General features: G+C 45.1%; 13 protein-coding genes. 3 read left to right on the forward strand and 10 right to left on the reverse strand.

The genetic code is table 11. The features are described 5' to 3' along the window. A partial coding sequence (locus ADU22_RS17935) for an IS3 family transposase (protein ID WP_156324464.1) occupies window positions 1–290 on the forward strand: 290 nt, incomplete at its 5' end. A 50-nt stretch (window positions 291–340) separates the two neighbouring features. Here the strand turns inward: ADU22_RS17935 and pyc are convergent. Then, window positions 341–3,841, reverse strand: coding sequence for a pyruvate carboxylase (gene pyc / locus ADU22_RS17940; protein ID WP_053363387.1), 3,501 nt, complete (start codon window positions 3,839–3,841; stop codon window positions 341–343). A 298-nt stretch (window positions 3,842–4,139) separates the two neighbouring features. Here pyc and ADU22_RS17945 point away from each other — a divergent pair, with 298 nt between their 5' ends. Further along, window positions 4,140–5,447, forward strand: coding sequence for a M48 family metallopeptidase (locus ADU22_RS17945; protein ID WP_069188011.1), 1,308 nt, complete (start codon window positions 4,140–4,142; stop codon window positions 5,445–5,447). Between the two features lie 523 nt (window positions 5,448–5,970). Here ADU22_RS17945 and ADU22_RS17950 read toward each other — a convergent pair. The 6 genes from ADU22_RS17950 to ADU22_RS17975 all read right to left on the reverse strand — a co-directional run bounded on the left by ADU22_RS17950 (window position 5,971) and on the right by ADU22_RS17975 (window position 13,247). Continuing rightward, the gene (locus tag ADU22_RS17950) at window positions 5,971–7,050 is read right to left on the reverse strand and encodes an MBL fold metallo-hydrolase (protein ID WP_053363388.1); all 1,080 of its coding nucleotides are present in this window, start codon (window positions 7,048–7,050) and stop codon (window positions 5,971–5,973) included. 24 nt (window positions 7,051–7,074) lie between these two features. Further along, complete coding sequence (locus ADU22_RS17955) at window positions 7,075–8,907, reverse strand: ABC transporter ATP-binding protein (RefSeq protein WP_053363389.1); 1,833 nt, start codon at window positions 8,905–8,907, stop codon at window positions 7,075–7,077. Next, window positions 8,900–10,660, reverse strand: coding sequence for an ABC transporter ATP-binding protein (locus ADU22_RS25265; RefSeq protein WP_053363390.1), 1,761 nt, complete (start codon window positions 10,658–10,660; stop codon window positions 8,900–8,902). Before ADU22_RS25265 ends, ADU22_RS17955 begins: the two co-directional genes overlap by 8 nt. Before the next feature lie 78 nt (window positions 10,661–10,738). Next, window positions 10,739–11,251 carry a MarR family winged helix-turn-helix transcriptional regulator gene (locus tag ADU22_RS17965; RefSeq protein WP_053363391.1) on the reverse strand — a complete coding sequence of 171 codons (513 nt, stop codon included), beginning with the start codon at window positions 11,249–11,251 and terminating at the stop codon, window positions 10,739–10,741. Window positions 11,252–11,777: 526 nt separating this feature from the next. Next, the gene (locus ADU22_RS17970) at window positions 11,778–12,473 is read right to left on the reverse strand and encodes a hypothetical protein (protein ID WP_156324390.1); all 696 of its coding nucleotides are present in this window, start codon (window positions 12,471–12,473) and stop codon (window positions 11,778–11,780) included. Window positions 12,474–12,770: 297 nt separating this feature from the next. Then, a complete protein-coding gene (locus tag ADU22_RS17975; RefSeq protein ID WP_053363393.1) occupies window positions 12,771–13,247 on the reverse strand; it encodes an NUDIX hydrolase in 477 nt (158 codons plus the stop codon). Between the two features lie 508 nt (window positions 13,248–13,755). Here ADU22_RS17975 and ADU22_RS17980 point away from each other — a divergent pair. Next, the gene (locus ADU22_RS17980) at window positions 13,756–16,359 is read left to right on the forward strand and encodes a transglycosylase domain-containing protein (protein ID WP_053363394.1); all 2,604 of its coding nucleotides are present in this window, start codon (window positions 13,756–13,758) and stop codon (window positions 16,357–16,359) included. A 193-nt stretch (window positions 16,360–16,552) separates the two neighbouring features. On the opposite strand, the gene ADU22_RS17985 is transcribed toward ADU22_RS17980, so the two are convergent. From ADU22_RS17985 to ADU22_RS17995, 3 genes are all read right to left on the reverse strand, one after another. Beyond that, window positions 16,553–16,933, reverse strand: coding sequence for a PepSY domain-containing protein (locus tag ADU22_RS17985; RefSeq protein ID WP_053363395.1), 381 nt, complete (start codon window positions 16,931–16,933; stop codon window positions 16,553–16,555). A 222-nt stretch (window positions 16,934–17,155) separates the two neighbouring features. Further along, a complete protein-coding gene (locus tag ADU22_RS17990; protein ID WP_502688748.1) occupies window positions 17,156–17,995 on the reverse strand; it encodes an MBL fold metallo-hydrolase in 840 nt (279 codons plus the stop codon). 265 nt (window positions 17,996–18,260) lie between these two features. After that, window positions 18,261–20,258, reverse strand: coding sequence for an acetoacetate--CoA ligase (locus ADU22_RS17995; RefSeq protein WP_053363397.1), 1,998 nt, complete (start codon window positions 20,256–20,258; stop codon window positions 18,261–18,263). Window positions 20,259–20,290 lie beyond the last annotated feature (32 nt).

The raw sequence follows: 20,290 nt of genomic DNA on the forward strand, positions 1-20,290 counted from the left end.
ATCAAGGATGGCAATATCAGCATAAAAAGTGGGTTAAGGCACTTAAGGAAAATAAGGTTTTTCAAAGTATGTCACGAAAAGGAAACTGTTTAGACAACTCCCCCATGGAGAACTTTTTTTGCATTCTAAAACAAGAGATGTATTATGGCGAGGCATTGTGTACGGTTAAAGAGTTAACTGAGAGAATTGGGAGATATATAGATTATTATAATAACAAACGTATTAAGCAAAAATTGGCTGGTATGAGCCCGGTTCAATACCGGAACCATACCAGCCAATTAGCTGCATAATCAAAACTCTAACATTTGGGGGTCAGCTCAGAACCTGTCCCCTTGTCCCTTTAATTTGCTGCCACTTTTTCAGATTCACTTTCCCTTTCCGCGATATCACCCGATTCCGCCAATTCTATCAGCAGGTCACCTGGTGCGATAGGTTCTCCGGGTTTGACGGTAATCTCTTTTACAAAGCCTGAGAATGGTGCCTGAATGGTTGTTTCCATTTTCATCGCTTCAGTTAGAAGCAAATGATCGCCCTGGGCAACCTTCGCCCCTTTTTCAACAAGGACTTTTAGAACGGTGCCTGGCATCGTTGCGGCAATATGGTTCTGGTTTCCGGGATCCGCTTTTACTTTCGAAGCAACAGAAGTTTTAATGCTTTCGTCTTTGATGACCACTTCCCGCTGTTGTCCGTTGAGTTCGAAATAAACCGTCCGGGTGCCGTCCGACTGGGCTTCACCAATGGAAACCAATTTGACCATCAGCGTCTTCCCTTTTTCTATTTCCACCTCAAGCTCTTCCCCAAGCCTCATTCCATATAAGAAGGTCGGAGTATCAAGCACGCAGATATCGCCAAATTGTTCAATCGTTTTGATATAGTCCAGGAACACCTTAGGATAAAGAGCATATGAAATCATATCATGAGAGGTTACTTGACGGCCAAGCTTTTGATACAGCTCGTCACAAATACCATCAAAATCGACGTTGTCCATCAATTCACCTGGACGGACGCTGATTGGCTGCTTCCCTTTCAGGATGACCCTCTGCAATTCCTGCGGGAAGCCTCCATCTGGCTGTCCCAAATAGCCTTCAAACAATTCAATCACGGAATCAGGGAAATCGATTTTATCTCCCTTTTCAAGGACATCTTGTTCTGTTAAGTCGTTTTGGACCATAAACAAGGCCATGTCGCCGACTACTTTGGAGGACGGAGTGACTTTGACGATATCACCGAACATCAAATTGACGCGGCGGTACATATCCTTCACTTCTTCCCAGCGGCTGCCAAGCCCGACTGCTTTGGCCTGCTGCTGAAGGTTGCTGTATTGTCCCCCAGGCATTTCATGCTGGTACACTTCCGGATGAGGCGCATTCATGCCGCTCTCAAAATCCTGATAGTATTTGCGCACGCCTTCCCAATATTTTGATACCTGTTCAAAAGAATCAACATCTACCGCAGGCTCACGATCTGATCCTTTCAAGGCATAACAGAGTGATCCGGCGCCTGGCTGGGAAGTCAAACCGGCCATTGCGCTTGCCGCAACATCCACGATATCGACACCGGCATCAATCGCCCTCGCATAGGTGTAAATGCCATTGCCACTTGTATCGTGGGTATGAAGGTGAATCGGGATATTTACGGTCTCTTTCAGCTCGGAAATTAACCGGTAGGCGGCCTCCGGCTTCAGCAGGCCGGCCATGTCCTTGATTCCGAGGATGTGAGCTCCCTGGCTTTCAAGTTCTTTTGCCATGTTTTTATAATATTGAATATCGTATTTAGTTCGGGAAGGGTCATTGATATCGCCTGTATAACAGATGGCCGCCTCGGCAATCTTCCCTGTCTGCCGCACCGCATCAATCGCTACTTCCATCCCTCTAACCCAGTTCAAACTGTCAAAGATTCGGAAAACGTCGATTCCAGCGTCAGCGGATTGCTGCACAAATGACTGGATGACATTGTCAGGATAGTTTTTATAGCCGACCGCGTTCGAGGCACGCAGCAGCATTTGGAACAATACATTCGGAACCTGCTCCCTTAAAGTGATCAGCCGCTCCCACGGATCTTCCTTAAGGAAACGATAAGCCACATCATAGGTCGCCCCGCCCCACATTTCGAGTGAAAACAAGTTTGGCAGCAATTTTGCTGTCGGTTCCGCGATTTTCTTCAAGTCGTTTGTACGCAGTCGCGTTGCCAGCAACGATTGGTGGCCATCACGGAATGTCGTATCTGTCAGCAAAACTTCCTTGCGGGATTTCACCCAATCCGCAAGTCCCTCTGCTCCTCTTTCATCTAAAATTTGTTTCGTTCCGGCTGGAGCAGACTCTGCAGCGTTGAAAGCTGGAACAAATGGTTCCTCAAAAATCGGCTTTTCCTTTTTTTCGATTCCCGGAAAGCCGTTGATGGTGACATTCCCGATATAATGAAGCAATTTTGTTCCCCGGTCTTTCCGAACCGGGAAAATAAACAGTTCCGGAGTACTGTCGATAATGGAGGTGTCATAATCTCCGCTAAGGAATTTTTCATGCTGCATGACATTTTCCAGGAACGGTATATTCGTTTTGATTCCGCGGATCCGGAATTCCTTCAAGTTCCGCAGCATTTTCGAAGCGGCTTGTTCAAACGTCAGGGCATGCGTCGACACCTTTACCAGAAGCGAATCATAATAAGGCGTGATGACAGACCCCTGGTAGGCGTTGCCGGCGTCCAGACGGACACCGAATCCGCCTCCCGACCGGTAAACCATGATTTTCCCTGTATCCGGCATAAAGTCATTCAATGGATCTTCTGTCGTCACACGGCTCTGGATGGCAAAACCATGCGTGGAAATATCCTTCTGCTCCGGAATGCCAACTTTATCGCCATAAAGAGGATAGCCTTGGGCAATCAGCAATTGTGTTTGAACAATATCGATTCCGGTAACCATTTCGGTAATCGTATGCTCTACCTGGACACGCGGGTTGACTTCAATAAAATAAAATTCCTCTCCGCAAACGAGGAACTCCACCGTCCCTGCATTCAGGTAATCGACATTTTTCATTAATTTGACAGCCGCATCGCAAATGTCATGGCGCAGCTCTTCCGACAAGGAGGTACTTGGCGCCACTTCCACCACTTTTTGGTGACGGCGCTGGACGGAACAATCCCGTTCATATAAATGGATAATATTCCCTTCATGGTCGCCAAAAATCTGGACCTCAATATGTTTCGGGTTTTGAATCAGCTTTTCGACATACACCTCATCGCTTCCAAAAGCGGCTTTTGCTTCTGACTTGGCTCGTTCATACGATTCCTTGACTTCCTCGATGGAGTGGACAATCCTCATCCCGCGTCCGCCGCCGCCTAATGAGGCTTTGATGATAATCGGCAGACCATGCTGGTTTACGAATGTGACGACTTCTTCTAGGTTTGCGACTGGACCGTCTGTACCAGGGATAACTGGAATTTCCGCCAGCTGTGCTTGTGTTCTGGCTTTCACCTTATCTCCAAACATATCCAAATGTTCAGATGTCGGCCCGATAAAAACGATTCCTTCCTCTTCACACCTTCTGGCGAAATCAATGTTTTCCGACAAGAACCCATAACCTGGGTGGATTGCATCCACGCCTGCCTGTTTGGCAATCTGGATGATGCCTTCTATATCAAGATAAGCATCGACAGGCTTCTTCCCTTTCCCGACAAGATACGCTTCATCCGCCTTGTAACGATGCAAAGCGAACGAATCTTCTTTCGAATAGATGGCGACAGTCCGGATATGCAGCTCCGTACACGCACGGAACACCCGGATGGCAATTTCCCCTCTATTCGCAACCAATACTTTATTGATTCTATTAATCTTATTTCCCATGACTCCCTACCTCTCCTATGTATTGTTGTCATTCCCTGGCACTCAATCAGGGACAACCTTATCTTCTATTTTAACCTATTTCTCTAATATTCTATAAATTTAAATTAATTTGTCAACCAGAGGGTGGCTTCACACCTCTTCCAAGCCTTGGTGAATCAGCCATTCCGAAATTAGTTTACCAGCCAATCATTTCCACCTTTTTGGTAAAAATGTTATTCCTATTCCTTTCAGTTTCCACTATAATCTTATAGGAATATATTTTTTTATAATAGATTAGCAGAATCAGGAGGAAAGAGAAGTGCTCGAGGAAAATGGGTTAAAAAACAGGTTGGTTCATCGGAAAGAAAAGATTTATTTCGCGGCCGCGCTGCTATTTAGCTGTTTGGCTTATCTGGTTTTACTTTTTTCAATAATTGGTTTTGCCATTATGGTGGGGATTTTACTCATTTCATTCTTTTTCCATGCCCTGTCGATGGCTTCGATTCGCCGAAATGGCGTCCGGCTAAGTGAGCAGCAGTTTCCTGACATCTATCAAAAGGCTGCGAAATTAGCTCAGGAGATGGAACTTGAGAAAATGCCCGCTATTTATGTCATGGAATCGATGGGAATGTTAAATGCATTCGCGACCAGATTCTTTGGAAAAAACATGGTCGTTGTGTATTCGGAAATATTTGATTTGGTGGAAGAACACCGTGAAGAGGAGCTGATGTTTGTCCTCGCCCATGAGTTTGCCCATCTTAAGCGCCGCCATGTGCTCGTTCATTTCATCCTGCTTCCTTCCATGTTCGTTCCTTTCCTGGGAGAAGCCTATTTACGGGCATGCGAATATACGTGCGACCGATATGCGGCTTATTATGTTGGCAATGTAGAGGCAGCAAAAGAGGCACTCTCAGTGCTCGCAATCGGCAAAAAGCTCTCTGCAAAAATGAACAAACAGGCTTATGTTCAGCAAGCAGCAGAAGAATCAGGCTTCTTCGCGTGGCTAAGTGAACAGCTTTCCAGCCATCCGCATTTGCCGAAACGGATCAATGCCCTGGACCATTGGATAAATCCGCAGCAATATCCACTTGTTGTCGAAAAGAAAACGGGAATTATCGTCGGCAGCATCCTTTCAATCGTGCTGGCCGCTTCCCTAACAGGGGCAGCGATGTTGTTTTTAGAAGGAGCAACAGCCTTAACCGCTTTTCTGGAGGATCCTTATCTGGTAGAGGACGAGTATATGTATGAGGAAGACATGATGGACTTCCCTCCTGTCATCCAAGCCTACATGAATGAGGACATGGATCAGGTTCAACAGCTTGTCGCAGAGGGAGCTGACGTCAATGAAAAAGACAGTGACGACAACACCGCCCTTCAATATGCAGTAAGCTGGGGTGATTCGGAAGCGGCACAGTGGCTCATCGAGAACGGCGCAGATGTGAACACAACCGACAACTGGGGATCAACTCCGCTCATAAATGCCGTTTTTAATGACGCAGACATTGAACTAGTTGAACTTTTATTAGCCAACGGCGCAGATAAAACAATAATAGACTCAGAAGGAAAAACAGCCCATGACTACGCCGTCGAAAACAGGGATGCCAAGCTTAGGGACTTGCTGAAGTGAGGCATGGGGACGGTTGTGATGCATCAATAAAGATTGGCGGGGAAATTTGCTTCCCCGCCATTTTCCATTCCTTCCAAAGCGTTTCGCTGTATCTCAATGTGACCGTATACGCTGGAAAGCTGGAATGAGGGGCACGATGAGACGGTCAATGTGACCGTAAATACATAAAATCAGGAATTTGGGGCACGATGAAGGGCTCATTGTGACCGTAAACACATGAAAATTGGAATTTGGGGCACGATGACGAATTCATTGTGACCGTAAACACATGAAAACAGGAATTTGGGGCACGATGAAGGGCTCATTGTGACCGTATACGCATGAAAATTGGAATTTGGGGCACGATGACGAATTCAATGTGACCGTAAATACATGAAAATGGAAATTTGGGTCACGATGAATGGCTCAATGTGACCCTAAACGCAAGAAAGCTGGAAATAGAGTCACGATGATAACTTGAATCAATAAAACAAAAAGGAAAGTGGCGGGAACCAATACTTCCCGCCAACCTTTTTTGCCTTCACTATTGCTCCCACCATGCCTCACCAAGAGTATGAGCGGTTCCTTTTAAAGATATGGTTTCCCCTATTTTGGGAGCGATCAGCTCCACATTTTTGGCCTTGGCCTCTTTTATTGCCCGCTCTACTGGTTCTGCCCATCCATGCCTTGCCAGTGTAAAGGCTCCCCAATGAATCAGCATCATCTTCTTGCCTTTGACATCCATGCTTGCCTGCACTGATTGTTCAGGGAACATATGGGCCCACGGCCAGCGCCGGTCATATTGCCCGCCTTCCATTAAAACGAGATCAAAAGGACCGTACTTTTCACCTATTTCCCTGAAGTGGGCACCATAGCCGCCATCTCCGCTCGTATAGAATCTGGTCTGCTCTCCCAGGATGACCCAGCCGCCCCACAGAGTCGAATTCCGGTTAAAAATCCCTCTTCCGGAAAAATGCCTGGATGGAGTCAGCGCAATGGTTAGACCTTGAAAAGTGCATTCCTCCCACCAATTGAGCTCCGTGATACTGTCTTTTGCCACTCCCCAGCGAATCAAGTGGGTACCCACACCAAGCGGAACAAAGAAATGGCCGGTCTTGCTTTTCAGCTTCTGAATGGAGAGAAAATCCAAATGATCGTAGTGGTCGTGAGTAAGCAGGACGGCATCAATAGGGGGCATTTCTCCCACCATATCCAGCAGATGTTCGCTGTACCGTTTCGGTCCCACGAAGGTAACTGGTGAAGCAGTGCCGCCTAACATCGGGTCGATGAACAGCTTTTTACCATCCATGCTTAGCAGAAAAGCCGAATGCCCAAACCAAGTCAAGCTGTCTTCTTCACTTTTCACTATGTTCCAATCAATCTTAACAGCAGGCATCGGACCTTTAGGAGAACGGCCAGCAGCTTTTGAAATCGGATGCTTGATTGCTGCCGGGCTGTTATTTTTTTCATCCCGGAACACAAATTTCCCTTTAACATAATTATCCAATTTATTATAGCCCACTGTATCTTCATCGCTTGGTCTTCCGCCAAACACGGGATGCAATTTCATAAACAGTGAAAGGGCAATAATGAACAGCAGGACAAAGATGAATACATAAATCATTGTCTAAATTCCTTTCAATCCGGACTAGGATGCTTCCTCAAACTGACTGTTATAAAGCTCGGCATAAAACCCTTTTTGGTTCAGAAGTTCCTCATGTGTTCCGGTTTCGATAATGTCCCCATCCTTCATGACAAGAATCAAGTCGGCATTTTTAATGGTGGACAGCCTATGGGCAATCACGAACGACGTTTTGCCGATCGTCAGTTTATCCATTGCCTCCTGGATGAGCATTTCGGTCCGGGTATCGACCGAGCTTGTCGCTTCATCCAAAATCAATAGAGGCGCAGTTTTCACCATGGCCCTAGCGATGGTGATCAGCTGCTTCTGGCCTGCCGAGAGGCTCGCTTTGTCATCAAGCACCGTATCATATCCGTTTGGCAGGGTTTTGATGAAGTGATGAAGCCCAACAGCTTTACTGGCTGCTTCCAGTTCCTCATCTGTTACCCCTTCACTGGAATACATGATATTTTCGCGGATTGTTCCTTCAAAGAGCCAGGTGTCCTGAAGGACCATACAGAACAAGTCATGCAGATTCTTGCGGGTAAGCTGGCTGATCGGCACACCATCAATCAGGATTTCCCCGCCCTGCACTTCATAGAATCGCATCAGAAGGTTGACCAGCGTCGTCTTCCCTGCACCTGTTGGTCCGACAATCGCCACTTTCTGGCCTGCCTTGATGCTAAGCGAGAAGTTTTTAATCACGGGCTGCTCCTCATTATAGCCAAATCGGACATTCCTGAACTCCACATCCCCCTTGACTGTATCAAGTTTACCTTTCTTCCCGCTTTCATCTGCCAGTTCCTGTTCGTCCAGGAATTCGAACACACGCGCACTTGCTGCTGCAGTTGACTGCAGCTGGGTTGCTCCCTGGGCAATCTGGGAAAGAGGCTGGGTGAACAGGCGGATGTACAGCATAAAGGATACAATCACGCCAAATGTGACCTGGCCATTGACGGCAAGGGCGGCACCGACGATACAAACGACCACATAGCCGAGATTGCCAACAAACATCATGAAAGGCATCATCAGCCCGGATAAGAATTGCGATTTCCAGGCACTGTCATACAATCCATTATTGATTTCCTTAAAAGTCTCCTTTGCATCACGTTCCCCGTTATAAGCTTTGACGACCTGATGGCCGGAATAGACTTCTTCTATATATCCGTTCAGCTTGCCAAGTGTTTGCTGCTGCCTTCCGAAATAGACCTGCGATTTCGAGATCAAAAACGACATCATCGCAAATCCGATAAACGTCGCCAGAATCCCGGAAATGGCCATGATCCAGTTGGTGTAAAACATCATCACCAGCGATCCCAGGAATAAAGTGACCGCAGATGTCAGTCCGCTGATGCTTTGGTTGAGCGTCTGCCCGACCAAATCGACATCATTGGTTACCCGGCTGAGAACGTCTCCCGTGCTATTGGAATCGAAATACTTCAATGGCAGCCGGTTCATCTTCTTAGAAAGGTCATTCCTTAAATTCCTGGAAATCCGCTGCGTCACGGTCGCCATGATAAATCCCTGGATGTATTGGAAAAGGAACATCAATGCATAAAGGGTTACCAGAATGGCGGCTATATGGGAGATCGTCTCCATGTCAATGCCTGCAATCATTCCTTCCGTGATCGTATCCGTCATATCTCCGAGCAGGTCAGGTCCAATGATATTAAAAATCGAACCTGTAATGGCTAGGACCACAGCAGTAATGATCGCCGGCACATAGGCAGAACTGTAGACAAATAATTGCTTAAAGCTTTTCAGGCCCTGGCCTTTGCTGGGACCTTCTGGGCCTCCTTTAGGGCGGCGGCTGCGGGAACGCGGCGATGTCTTTGACTCGGCATATTCTTTATCAGCCAACTTCGAGCTCCTCCTTTGATAATTGAGAGTAGGCGATTTCCTGGTAGACACCGCAATTTTCCATAAGTTCCTGGTGTGTTCCCATCCCGACGACTTTGCCCTGATCGAGGACAATAATGGTATCTGCATCGATAATGGTGCCGATCCGCTGGGCGACAATGATTGAAGTCGCCTCTTTGATTTCCTGTTTCAGCCTTGACCTTAATAGGCGGTCTGTTTTGTAATCCAATGCCGAGAAGGAGTCATCGAACAGGTAGATTTCGGGATTTTTATAGATGGCACGCGCAATGGATAGCCGTTGTTTTTGGCCGCCGGAAAGATTGGTTCCGCTTTGGGCTACTTCTCCTTCATACTGGCCTTCCATCTTCTCGACAAATCCCTTCCCCTGAGCCATTTCAACCGCTTTTTTCACTTCGTGGTCTGCCTCTTCCATCTTCTGACCGAAGGCGACATTCGAAACAACATTGCCGCTGAACAGGATCGCCTTTTGCGAAACATATCCGATTTTGCTCCTCAAGTCTTCAAGGGGATACTGTTTCACATTGACTCCGTCCACAAGCACTTCTCCTTGTGCTGCATCCATGAAACGTGGAATCAGGTTCAGGAGAGTGCTCTTTCCGCTGCCCGTCGAACCGATGATGGCCACAGTTTCACCGTGGCGGACATTAAAACTTACATCTTTAAGGACATAGTCTTCGGCATCAGGATATTTGAAGCTCACATGCCGGAATTCGATTTCACCTTTTCCATGGGCTTTTACAACTTCCCATCCTTTCCCGTCCCTGATTTTGACTTCGGTATCCAGCACTTCATGAATCCGTTTGGCGGATACGGCCGCACGCGGCATCATGATGAACACCATCGACAGCATCATGAAGGCCATAATGATCTGCATCGCATAGGACGAAAAGACCACCATGTCGGCGAACAGCGGCAGGCGGTCCGGCACCGAAGCGTTGTTGATCAGGACCGCACCAATCCAGTAGATGGCCAGGTTCATCCCCGACATCATCAGCCCAATGGCCGGAAACAGCACGGCCATTGTCCGTCCCGTGAAAAGATTCGTCCTGGTGAGTTCATCATTGGCCTGTTCGAATTTCTTTTCCTGATACTCCTCGGCATTATAGGCTCTGACAACCCGGGTGCCGGACAAATTCTCCCTCGTCACGCGGTTTAATTGGTCAGTCAGGGTTTGAATCACCCTGAATTTCGGCAGCGCAACAAGGACGATGAGCGCAATCAACAATGACAGAAAGGCTACCGCAGACCCCGTTGCTGCCGTCCACTCCCATGCCTTTCCATTAATTTTAAAAATCGCCCACACAGCCATGATTGGTGCCCGGATGACAACCTGGAGCCCCATGATAATCAAAAGCTGGATTTGCATGATATCGTTTGTAGAACGGGTGATCAGGCTCGGAGTAGAAAATGTGCTCATCTCCTCAATCGAAAAAGACAATGTTTTATCGAAAACCATCCCGCGCAAGCGTACCGCAAATCCTGCCGCGACCCGGGCTGCGAGAAAAACGGTACCCATCGATGAGAGCATACTGCCAACTGCACATAAAAGCATGAATCCGCCCTGTACAAGGATATCGCTAACCCTGCTTCCTTCTGTCTGGACAAGCATGGTGATTTCCGTCATGTAATCGGGAATCTTTAAGTCCAGCCATACTTGGGTCACGATAAAAAACAGGCTGCACAAGACTAGCAGCCAATCTTTCCTGTCAAAATATTTAAAAATCTTCAGCATTCCTGTACCCCTCCCTGGGCATAATGTTGCTGCTGCGATAAATGTTCGCAGTGCTCCTTACCGGATAAGAAAGGCGCACTACTTGCATGTTCCCTTCGATGGGTCACTATGGAAAAAAAGAACATCGAATGATTCCATCTCCTCCATTCCTTCCCGCTCCATCTTCTCCTTAACGGCCCTAACCAATAAACGCATTCCCTGCTCAACGATTTCCTGCTCACTTTCCGTCAAGGAACCTAACGCATCGCGGATGGCCTTGTTCACTGGTTCGGGTGTTTTTTCCTTGATGCCATTCAAAGTTTTCTCACTCGCGGAAATGTGTACTGATCGTTTGTCATTAGGGTTAGGCGTTTTTACCAGAATGCCCCTTGCACTCAGACGTTCCACTATGTCAGATACGGTACTCTGGGTCATTCGCAGGTTTTGTGTAAGTTGTTTGATCGTAATCGACTTATTAATCAACACCTCTGCAATGACACGCAGCTGCGGCGCTGTCAGACCCAGTCCCTCCGCATATTGCTGGATGCTCTTAACCAAATAGCGATGTAAAAACTCAACACTTTCACGAATAAAGTCAGCTCTTTCTGCCAAAAACAATCACCTTCCAAAATTCCTGAAAAATACATCGCATCCGATGTATCTTATGCGATATATCATACTCCCGCAGAGATTGTGTTGTCAATGGAATGGTTCAGATCGAAATTTTAAAAAGTTACAAGAAGCAGCAGAAAGAAAAAACAGAGAATTTGAAACGATTCCCTATTTTTTCCGTATAATTAAGATAATAGTTTTCAGAGGAGGGAAATCTGTGGAAGAAACCAAAGAGGTACAGAAGAAATCCAGTTTCGTATTGCCTGTATTTATGGGATTGGGTGCAGGTGCGGTTTTAGGATTGTTTGCTTATGTAAAGGATTGGTTTTGATAACTAAACCTTTTTATAAAAGCGGACAGCCGTGAATGTAAAATAGGAAACCATCCATTGTGGTTTCCTATTTTCTGCTTATAAAGAAGATTTCCTTACTACATAAGGCAGCAGCTATTCAATATCCCCTCTTTTATAAAAACGGGATTGATTTCTATGTAAAATGCCTAAGAAGATGAGTTTTTCCAAACGTTTTTATTCTGATCTCAGCAAATAATCATATACTTCACCTGTTTCCGGCACCACGCCGTACCATCCGTATGTTGCCGTATGCCCTTCCCGCGTTTCCGGGTCGTCGATTACAACCTCGTAAAGATGAATCACAAAATGGCCTTCAGGTGTGAGATGGTCATACTCCACGAAAAAGGTTTCACTAGGTGCCATCCCCGTTGTGCCGATCACCTTCTTAACAGCCTCTTCCTTTGTCAAACTCTTTTTTTCATTATTATTCTGTTCTTCTTCTAAGCGGCGGGCATCTTCCTTACGTTTTTCATCGTCCTCGATAAGTCTCATTCTTTCTTTTTCTGCCATAGCCTGTTTTCTTATCCCTTCCGCAAACGACCGGATGGCATCATGTGCCTCACCGTGGACCGTTAAGGAGATCGCTTCCTCGGCAAACACTTCAGCCTCCTCGAATTTCCCAGCCCCAAGATGGTCCGCTGCCATTTTTGCCGCTTTCGAAGCCAGAATCAGTTCACCTGCCTCATCCGTCTCTTTCGCTTCCTGCGCCTTTTCAAAAGAAACGACCGCCTTTTCAAAATCTCCTGTTGTTAGTTCCGCCGTTCCTTCCTCCAAATACTGTTCGTACACTCCAGAAGAGCACCCCGCAAACAGCAGGACAGCGGCAGCCAACACCCACCACCCGCTCTTCCTTGTCCACATTACTTCCACTTCCCCCACTCTCCCGGCTTCAGCGTTTTTAATGATCAATTACCAACAGCATCATCCAGATCCAGACTCGGCGGAGGGAATCGAACTATTCCCCTCCATTCCATTTCAATCATGCTTCTTTTATCATGGGAATTTTGGAAATACCTCGCCCCATTACATTATATGTTTTACATGTTCAAGATAGTTCAAAAGGAGGATGAAAAGGTGCGATATTGATAGGCAGTAGCTGGGACATTAGGGAATGGAGCATTGGGTAAGCAACAGTCTCTCATACACTCGTTGGAAAATAAGATAAGGTTACTTCCCAAAGGAAGAAGATAGCTCCCAAAATTCATCCCCAATGCTCTCAATAAGAGCCTGTGCCCTTTTTTCTATCTTGACTGGAAGAGAATCTTTACTAAAATATTGTAGATCAAGGCTCTCGCCATCGTTCATTTCCAGCTTCCCGGCAACATCGACTGCCCGGAAGAGGTTAATGACACTATACGTTTCATCCCCATTCGGATAACGAAAATAATAACTGGGACCCGAAAAAACGCCGATTAGCTCAAAACGACCCGCCTCCAGACCAGTCTCTTCCTTTAACTCCCGGGAAGCAACCTCCTCCAGTGTCTCCGCTAGTTCCATTGACCCGCCGGGCAGTCCCCAATCATAGGTATCAGACCGATGTTGAAAGAGGACTTCCTTCTTTTCGTTGACGACCAGTATCGTCGCTCCCACACTTAAGATGGGACGCGTGCCGATTAGTTTGCGTAATTCCGAAATGTATCCCATTTCCCCCTCCTGATTTAACATTTTTTAAAGGAATGTATAACCAAAAGTCCTGCACGCCATTCCCCTAATCCCTACTAAAATTTAAATTTCCATATTTACCATATTATATCATTTTTTCTTCCTTTATCTTTAACAAAGGTTCTTAGTCCGCTTGATACGGCCAAATAACATCAAAATTCAGCATTCCTTCCACGAGAGGAAAATTCTTGGGCTATTTGCCTTTAACACATAGTGTGATATGAAAGTGTCCTAATGGCTGTTCTGTCAAAACTTCACTTCCTATAAAATGCGTACGTTTAAATAGAAAAATCGCCTTTTACGACGAATTTTTATAAGAACATTTTATAACACTAAGACAGAATACAATGATGAACATTGCTGTGGTTATACTCTCTACACCAAGACTCACCTAAAAACCTATAAAAGAGGTGAAAAACTGCTTTCAAAAACCTGAATATAGACAAGGCAATCTGGTAATTTGTCTATTATTTTGTTAGCAGTAAGCGGTATGACAGAAAACCATTCTTCTCGCATTGAGCACAGAAAAAAACTACAAAACCAGCAGCAACGTTCAGGAGAGAATAGTTCTCCCAAAAAGAAAATTTGGAAGAGGTTCATATTTTTCAGTCTTATTTTAGGGACTGTGCTGCTTATAGCTGGAGCGGGGGCTATTATATGGATTATCAATGACGCTCCCAAGTTTGACGAAACTTTATTAAAAGACCCTTTATCATCCAGTATCTATGCAAGTGATGGCGAAACAATCATCGCCGAGGTAGGGCGGGAAAAGCGGGAAGATATAGGAATTGAACAAATTCCTGATGTATTGAGGGATGCGGTTATAGCAACAGAAGATTCCCGTTTCTATGAACATAAAGGAATTGATGTAAGGCGTACAATGGTGGCGATCTTTAAAGTGATCACTTCTGGATCGTTAGAAAGTGGCGGCGGAAGTACGATTACCCAGCAGCTGGTGAAAAATTCCTTTCTATCAACCGAACAGACAGCCACAAGAAAAATAAAGGAATGGTACTTGGCTCTTCAATTAGAAAGACGATTTTCCAAAGAGGAAATTCTGGAAATGTATTTGAACAACAATTTATACGGCGGCGATGTTTATGGAGTGGCCAAGGCTGCACAGCGTTTCTTTGGGTTACAGCCTGATGAACTGGATCAATTAACCCTGGAACAAGCAGCCCTTTTGGCGGGAATCCCGCAAAGTCCCAATCGGTACATGCCAACAGACGAGTCAAACTTAGACCGCGCCGAAGAAAGAAGAAACATGGTTCTACACTATATGAATCGGCATGGATACATTTCTGAGCCAAAAATGAGTGAAGCGCAAAGGACACCTATTGAGGATACATTAAAGATTCAAAATCCGAAAGGAAACAAATATCAAGCATTTGTGAATACTGTTCTAGAAGAAGTACAAGAAAAGACGGATGCGAATCTTTTTGAGGATGGATTAGACATTTATACAACCATTGTTCCCGAGATTCAGCAATTGACGGAAGATGTTCTGACAACAAATGACTATATCCATTATCCAAATAATAAGTACCTCCAAACAGCAGTTGTTATTACAGATACACAAACCGGGGAAATCAAAGCCATTGGCGGAGGCAGAAATAAGAATGGCGGATTTAACTATGCAACCATGATGAAACGTCAGCCTGGTTCGACGATTAAACCGATTATTGACTATGGCCCCGCCATTGAAAAATTCAAATGGTCAACAGGACATATGATAAAAGATGAAGAATATCAGTATTCCGATGGAACCCCTATTCGAAACGCTACTCGTACCTATGCAGGAAACAAGACGATTCGGGATCACCTGGTCTGGTCACGAAATATCCCGGCATTAAAAACGTTTCAGGAAGTAGGCGCGGAGGATGCGACCGATTTTGCACGGAGCCTCGGCTTCCCTATTAAGGAGGAGCAAAAAGGAAATGAAGCGAATTCCATTGGCGGAATTGATGCCGCTTCTCCCCTTGTCATGGCAGGCGCCTATACCCCTTTTGGAAATGGCGGTTATTATATTGAACCACACACGGTTACAAAAATTGTCTACCCAGACGGGCGAGAGGAAAATGTAGCATCAGAAAAGAAAAAAGTCATGGAGGATTATACCGCTTTTTTAATCACCGATATGTTACGTTCAGTCGTCGATTCAGGTACAGGGGTGAAAGCGAATATTCCCAGGCTGGATCTGGCCGGAAAGACGGGAACCACGAACTTTGATGAACGAACCATCACGAAGTACGGCTTGCCGGAAAATGCGGTAAGGGATGCCTGGTTTGTAGGCTATACCCCTCAATATACGGCTGCGGTATGGACTGGATATGATAAAACCACTTCTTCCGAAGACTATTTGAATAGCACAAGTGATGACATCCCGCTGCTGGTTTTCAAAACCATTATCTCGAAAGCAGCGACAAATACAGCAGCATTTAAACAGCCTGAAAGTGTTGGCCAATTAGGCAGTGAATATTATGTGAAAGGCGGCGAAATGCCAAAACCGCCAAAACCTGAAACACCAGCAGATTTCGCCGCGACCTATGATGAAGCCTCGGATGAGATTCAATTATCATGGGACCACACTTCGAACAGCGGATTGGAGACGACCTTTGAAGTTTCCTATACAGTAGGTGATCAAACGAAAACTTTAACGCCTACCAATGAAATGAACGCTGTCCTTCCAGGCCCAGTGAAAGGAAAGGCTTATACCTTTACGGTCGTTGCGGTTGCGGGAGACGTAAAGAGTGATTCTGCTTCCACTTCGATAACGATCGAAGAGACCGTACCAGCCAGTCCAAGTAACCTGCAAGCAACGTTTGACCAAGCAACGAATAGCATTTTGATTTCCTGGCAGCCTGGTAACGGGGCCAAAAACGTCCAATATATTGTTTCATTTAGTGCGAATGGATACCCGCAAAGATTGGCACCTACACCAGAATTACAAGCAACATTGATTGGTCCTCAGCCTGGCCAAACTTACGTCATAGCTGTTACAGCAATAAATCAAGAGGGTTCGAGTGAAGCAGCCACCATTTCTGTTACAGTGGATGAACCCCCTCCTGAAATTGGCAATTGGAACGATTTTTGAGAAATCCTTGGAGACGGTACTTTTAGTGAAACAGCCCGAGGAATCTTTAAAAAATAGTCACCGAATCTAATTCGGTGACCATTTTTATGACCTGTAATGACAGGAATCGGCTTTTCTAAATACATTCTTTAACAGCTTATTTTTATAATCTCTTTTCAAGCAGGCTCAAGGAGTACCTTACATACTCTTAAAACTAGTCGTCGTCACCATCATCAATGTCGTCGTCATCGTCGTCGTCATCGTCCCCGTCATCGTTGTCGTCGTAACGATCATCATCATCATCATAATCTAATTCAACTGCTACTATTTCAGCTGTCTCAGCATCAATGATAACCTCATATTCAATGCCATCTTCACCCTGTACTTCTACTTCATATACCAGGTAGCCATCTTCATTTTCCAGCTCTACTTCTTCTACAATACCAGGGAATGACTGAAGGACAATTTCTTTACTTTCTTCTTTTGTTAAATAGAGTCCACTTGCGTTTGCAGATACAATAGGAGTCGTCAAAGCTGCTCCAATCATTGTGACAGCCAGTGCAGGAATAACGTACTTTTTCAATTTGATACTCATTCCAATCCCTCCTAATAGTGTGGTACAACTTTACCTTACACAAGGAGGGTTAAGCTCATATAAACGAATCATGATATTTCCATTAAGAATTATTACAATCTCTACTTTGATTTACCTGAAACGGAAAAAAAGGAGGCAAAAAATTTAAACCCTGAATTCATTCCTTTACCGGAACAATTCAGGGTTTATAGCGATTTCTTTAAAGTCCATCAAACCCCAATACTAGGGTTCTATTACTTTTATTTCATCTCCAATTTCAAATGCCATTAAATCCACTCCAACTACTACTTCGCCATTATAGATCTTTTGGGCTCTCTCTATTAGCTTCGCCTCTTCTTCTGGAATAAGCAGGGCAATATGGGTGTATGCAGCAAGTTTTGGATTTACTTGTTTAAATACCTCTCCGGCCTGCTCTGGAGTTGTATGATAGGCTTCGATATTTTTAAGTGCTTCTGATTTGTACTCTTCTTCCGGATGTTTCACCGAAATAACTTCATGAATGAGCAAATCGGTACCTTTTGCGTATTTAATTAAGTTGTCACTGTAGGTAGTATCACCGGAAATCACCACTGAACGTCCGTTATAATTGATCCTATAACCCAGTGCTGGTTTCATCGGTCCATGGTCTACTTCAAAAGCGATGACTTCAATTCCGTTTTTATCATAGACGACTCCTTCTTCAATCTCATAAACATCTGCATCCAGCCCACTGGCACCTTCTACGATTTTTCTTACTTCAATATCTACTTTATAAGCTTCTAATGTGTTTTCAACCCAAGCTTTTGTGCCCGTTGGACCCCAAACCTGCATATTATGTTCCCTGCCTCCTCTGGGGTCAGGCACAGCCGCAGTGATTAACACATCGTCAAAGTCCATAACATGGTCATGGTGTAAGTGGGTAACAAACAACTTATCAATCATCCCGGGTGCGATATCCAATTGATTTAAACGCTGCGCTGTTCCTCTTCCCGCGTCAAATAGCAATCTCTCTCCACCCACTTCAACTAAAGTTGAATTACTAAAGCGTTCCATTGAAATGACAGGGGACCCTGTCCCAAGCAAAGTTACTTTAAAATCTTGGGTATTTTCGTTTTCATTAACTTTGACAGAATCAGTAGACTTATTTTTGGTCTCTTCCGTATTGGCTGAAGCTTTTGATGGAGAAGCTGAAGGTTGCTGCGTTCCCCCGCTGCAACCGGCTAAAAGCGTTATAAAAATTAAGAAACAAAATGTAAAGAATACTGGCTTCTTTCCTATCTTAACCTACCCCTTTATAACGTAATGATTGAGTTGTTTCTAATCGATAAAGGTTACCTCATTACAAAATCTACTTTTGCGCCTTAGCAGCCATGTTTTTCCGAAACTCCACAAAGTACTGCAGTGTTTCAGGATTTAACAACGAATCGGAATTAACCGCTTGTTCCAGGGCGACGCCCATTAAAATTTTCTTGATTGGCACTTCGATTTTTTTGCCGTTTAACGTTTTTGGCAGTGCTTTGACCTCAAAAATTTGGTTGGGCACATGTCGAGGAGAGCAATTTTGGCGAATCGTTTTGTATATTTCAGACTTAAGTTCTTCTGAAAGCCGGAAACCCTCTTTTAAAACAACAAATAACGGCATGAATGATTCTTCACTACTAAGCGGGATATCGACAATTAAACTATCAATCACCGTTGGGATCACTTCCAGTGCACTGTAAATTTCACTTGTGCCCATTCGAATACCACCGCGATTTATCGTTGCATCCGAACGCCCAAAGATGACAGAGCTTCCCCTTGGAGTAAATTTGATAAAATCACCATGTCTCCAAATATCAGGGAAAACTTCAAAATAGCTGCTTTTGTACCGTTCTCCAGTCTCGTCATTCCAAAAATAGATTGGCATTGAAGGCATCGGTTCGGTTACGACAAGCTCTCCGATTTCATCTATGACGGCCTCACCTGCATCATTATATGCCTGAACTGCTACTCCCAGGGAACGCGCTTGAATTTCTCCGCGATAAACCGGCATTAACGGGTTTCCGCCGACAAATCCGGCACAAACATCGGTGCCACCACTCGTTGAATAAAGCCAGACATCCTGCTTCACCTGGTCATAAACCCAGTCAAAACCACTATCAGGCAGCGGCGAACCAGTGACACCGATTGCCTTCAGGTGTCTGAGGTCAAATTGTTCGCTTGGCTTAATGCCCGCTTTCATACTCGCCATAATGAAGCTGGCACTTGTGCCAAAAACGGTTATTTCTGTATCTTCGACAAACTTCCACAGCGTTTCATGATCCGGATAACCTGGATTTCCATCATACAAGAGGATTGTGGTTCCAGTTAGTAAACCGCCAATCTGCAAATTCCACATCATCCAGCCAGTCGTTGTATACCAAAAGAATTTGTCCTCTTTTTTCAAGTTCATCCCCAGCGTTAACGCTTTTAGATGTTCAATCAAAATTCCGCCTTGACTTTGAACAATCCCTTTTGGCTTCCCAGTGGTTCCTGAAGAATATAAAATCCAAAGTGGATGATGAAACGGAACGGGCTCAAATGTTAATGGAATGTCCTGATAATTCTCCTGAATTTCATCCCATAACAGCCAATTCTTTAAATCTTCGATCACAGGCTGCTCTTCCAAATACGGAATGATGACGGTTTCCTGCAAGGAAGGCAATTCCTTCTGGATTTTTCTCAGGCTCTCAAGACGGTCATATTTCTTGCCTCCATATTGATAGCCATCCACGGCAAACAGCACCTTGGGTTCAATTTGTTTGAACCGGTCAATCACACTTTTTATCCCAAATTCCGGTGCACAACTGGACCAGACCGCACCAATGCTCGCACATGCTAAAAAGGCGGCCACTGTTTCCGGAATATTTGGCGCGTAAGCAACCACTCGGTCCCCACGCTTAACTCCTGCAGATTTCAAATAACCTGCAATCGCCGCTGTCTTCCTTTTAAGCTCTGCCCAGGTAAGCTCCTGCTTTGGGCGGTTCTCTGTTTGTGAAATAATGGCCGGTTTGTCAGAAACCTCGTTGCGGAAAACATGCTCTGCATAATTTAAAGTGGCGCCTAAGAACCATTCTATATTCGGCATCTTTCGGCCAGACAACACTGCTTCATAATCTGTGTAAGACTTAATCTCGAAATAGTCCCAAACATTTGACCAAAAACCTTCCAGGTCGTTCACGGACCACTCCCACAAGTCGTTATATTCATTGAACTTCAGCCCTCTGCTTTCCTCCAGCCAGATCATGAATTTATTAACATTTGATCCTTTGATCATGTCTTGCGATGGCTGCCAAAGCAATTTTTCATTCAATGTCGCTTCATGCACTTTCCCTCAACTCCTTGCCCATTGGTTATATC

Origin of the sequence: Bacillus sp. FJAT-27251, assembly GCF_001273925.1 — a bacterium.
Taxonomy (GTDB): Bacteria; Bacillota; Bacilli; order Bacillales; family Cytobacillaceae; genus Mesobacillus_B.

Excerpts from the sequence above, each read along its gene's own strand:
- pyc (WP_053363387.1), bottom strand. The coding sequence starts at position 3,841 with ATGGGAAATAAGATTAATAGAATCAATAAAGTATTGGTTGCGAATAGA.
- ADU22_RS17950 (WP_053363388.1), bottom strand. The coding sequence starts at position 7,050 with ATGATTTATGTATTCATCTTTGTCCTGCTGTTCATTATTGCCCTTTCA.
- ADU22_RS25265 (WP_053363390.1), bottom strand. The coding sequence starts at position 10,660 with ATGCTGAAGATTTTTAAATATTTTGACAGGAAAGATTGGCTGCTAGTC.
- ADU22_RS17975 (WP_053363393.1), bottom strand. The coding sequence starts at position 13,247 with ATGGGATACATTTCGGAATTACGCAAACTAATCGGCACGCGTCCCATC.
- ADU22_RS17980 (WP_053363394.1), top strand. The coding sequence starts at position 13,756 with ATGACAGAAAACCATTCTTCTCGCATTGAGCACAGAAAAAAACTACAA.
- ADU22_RS17985 (WP_053363395.1), bottom strand. The coding sequence starts at position 16,933 with ATGAGTATCAAATTGAAAAAGTACGTTATTCCTGCACTGGCTGTCACA.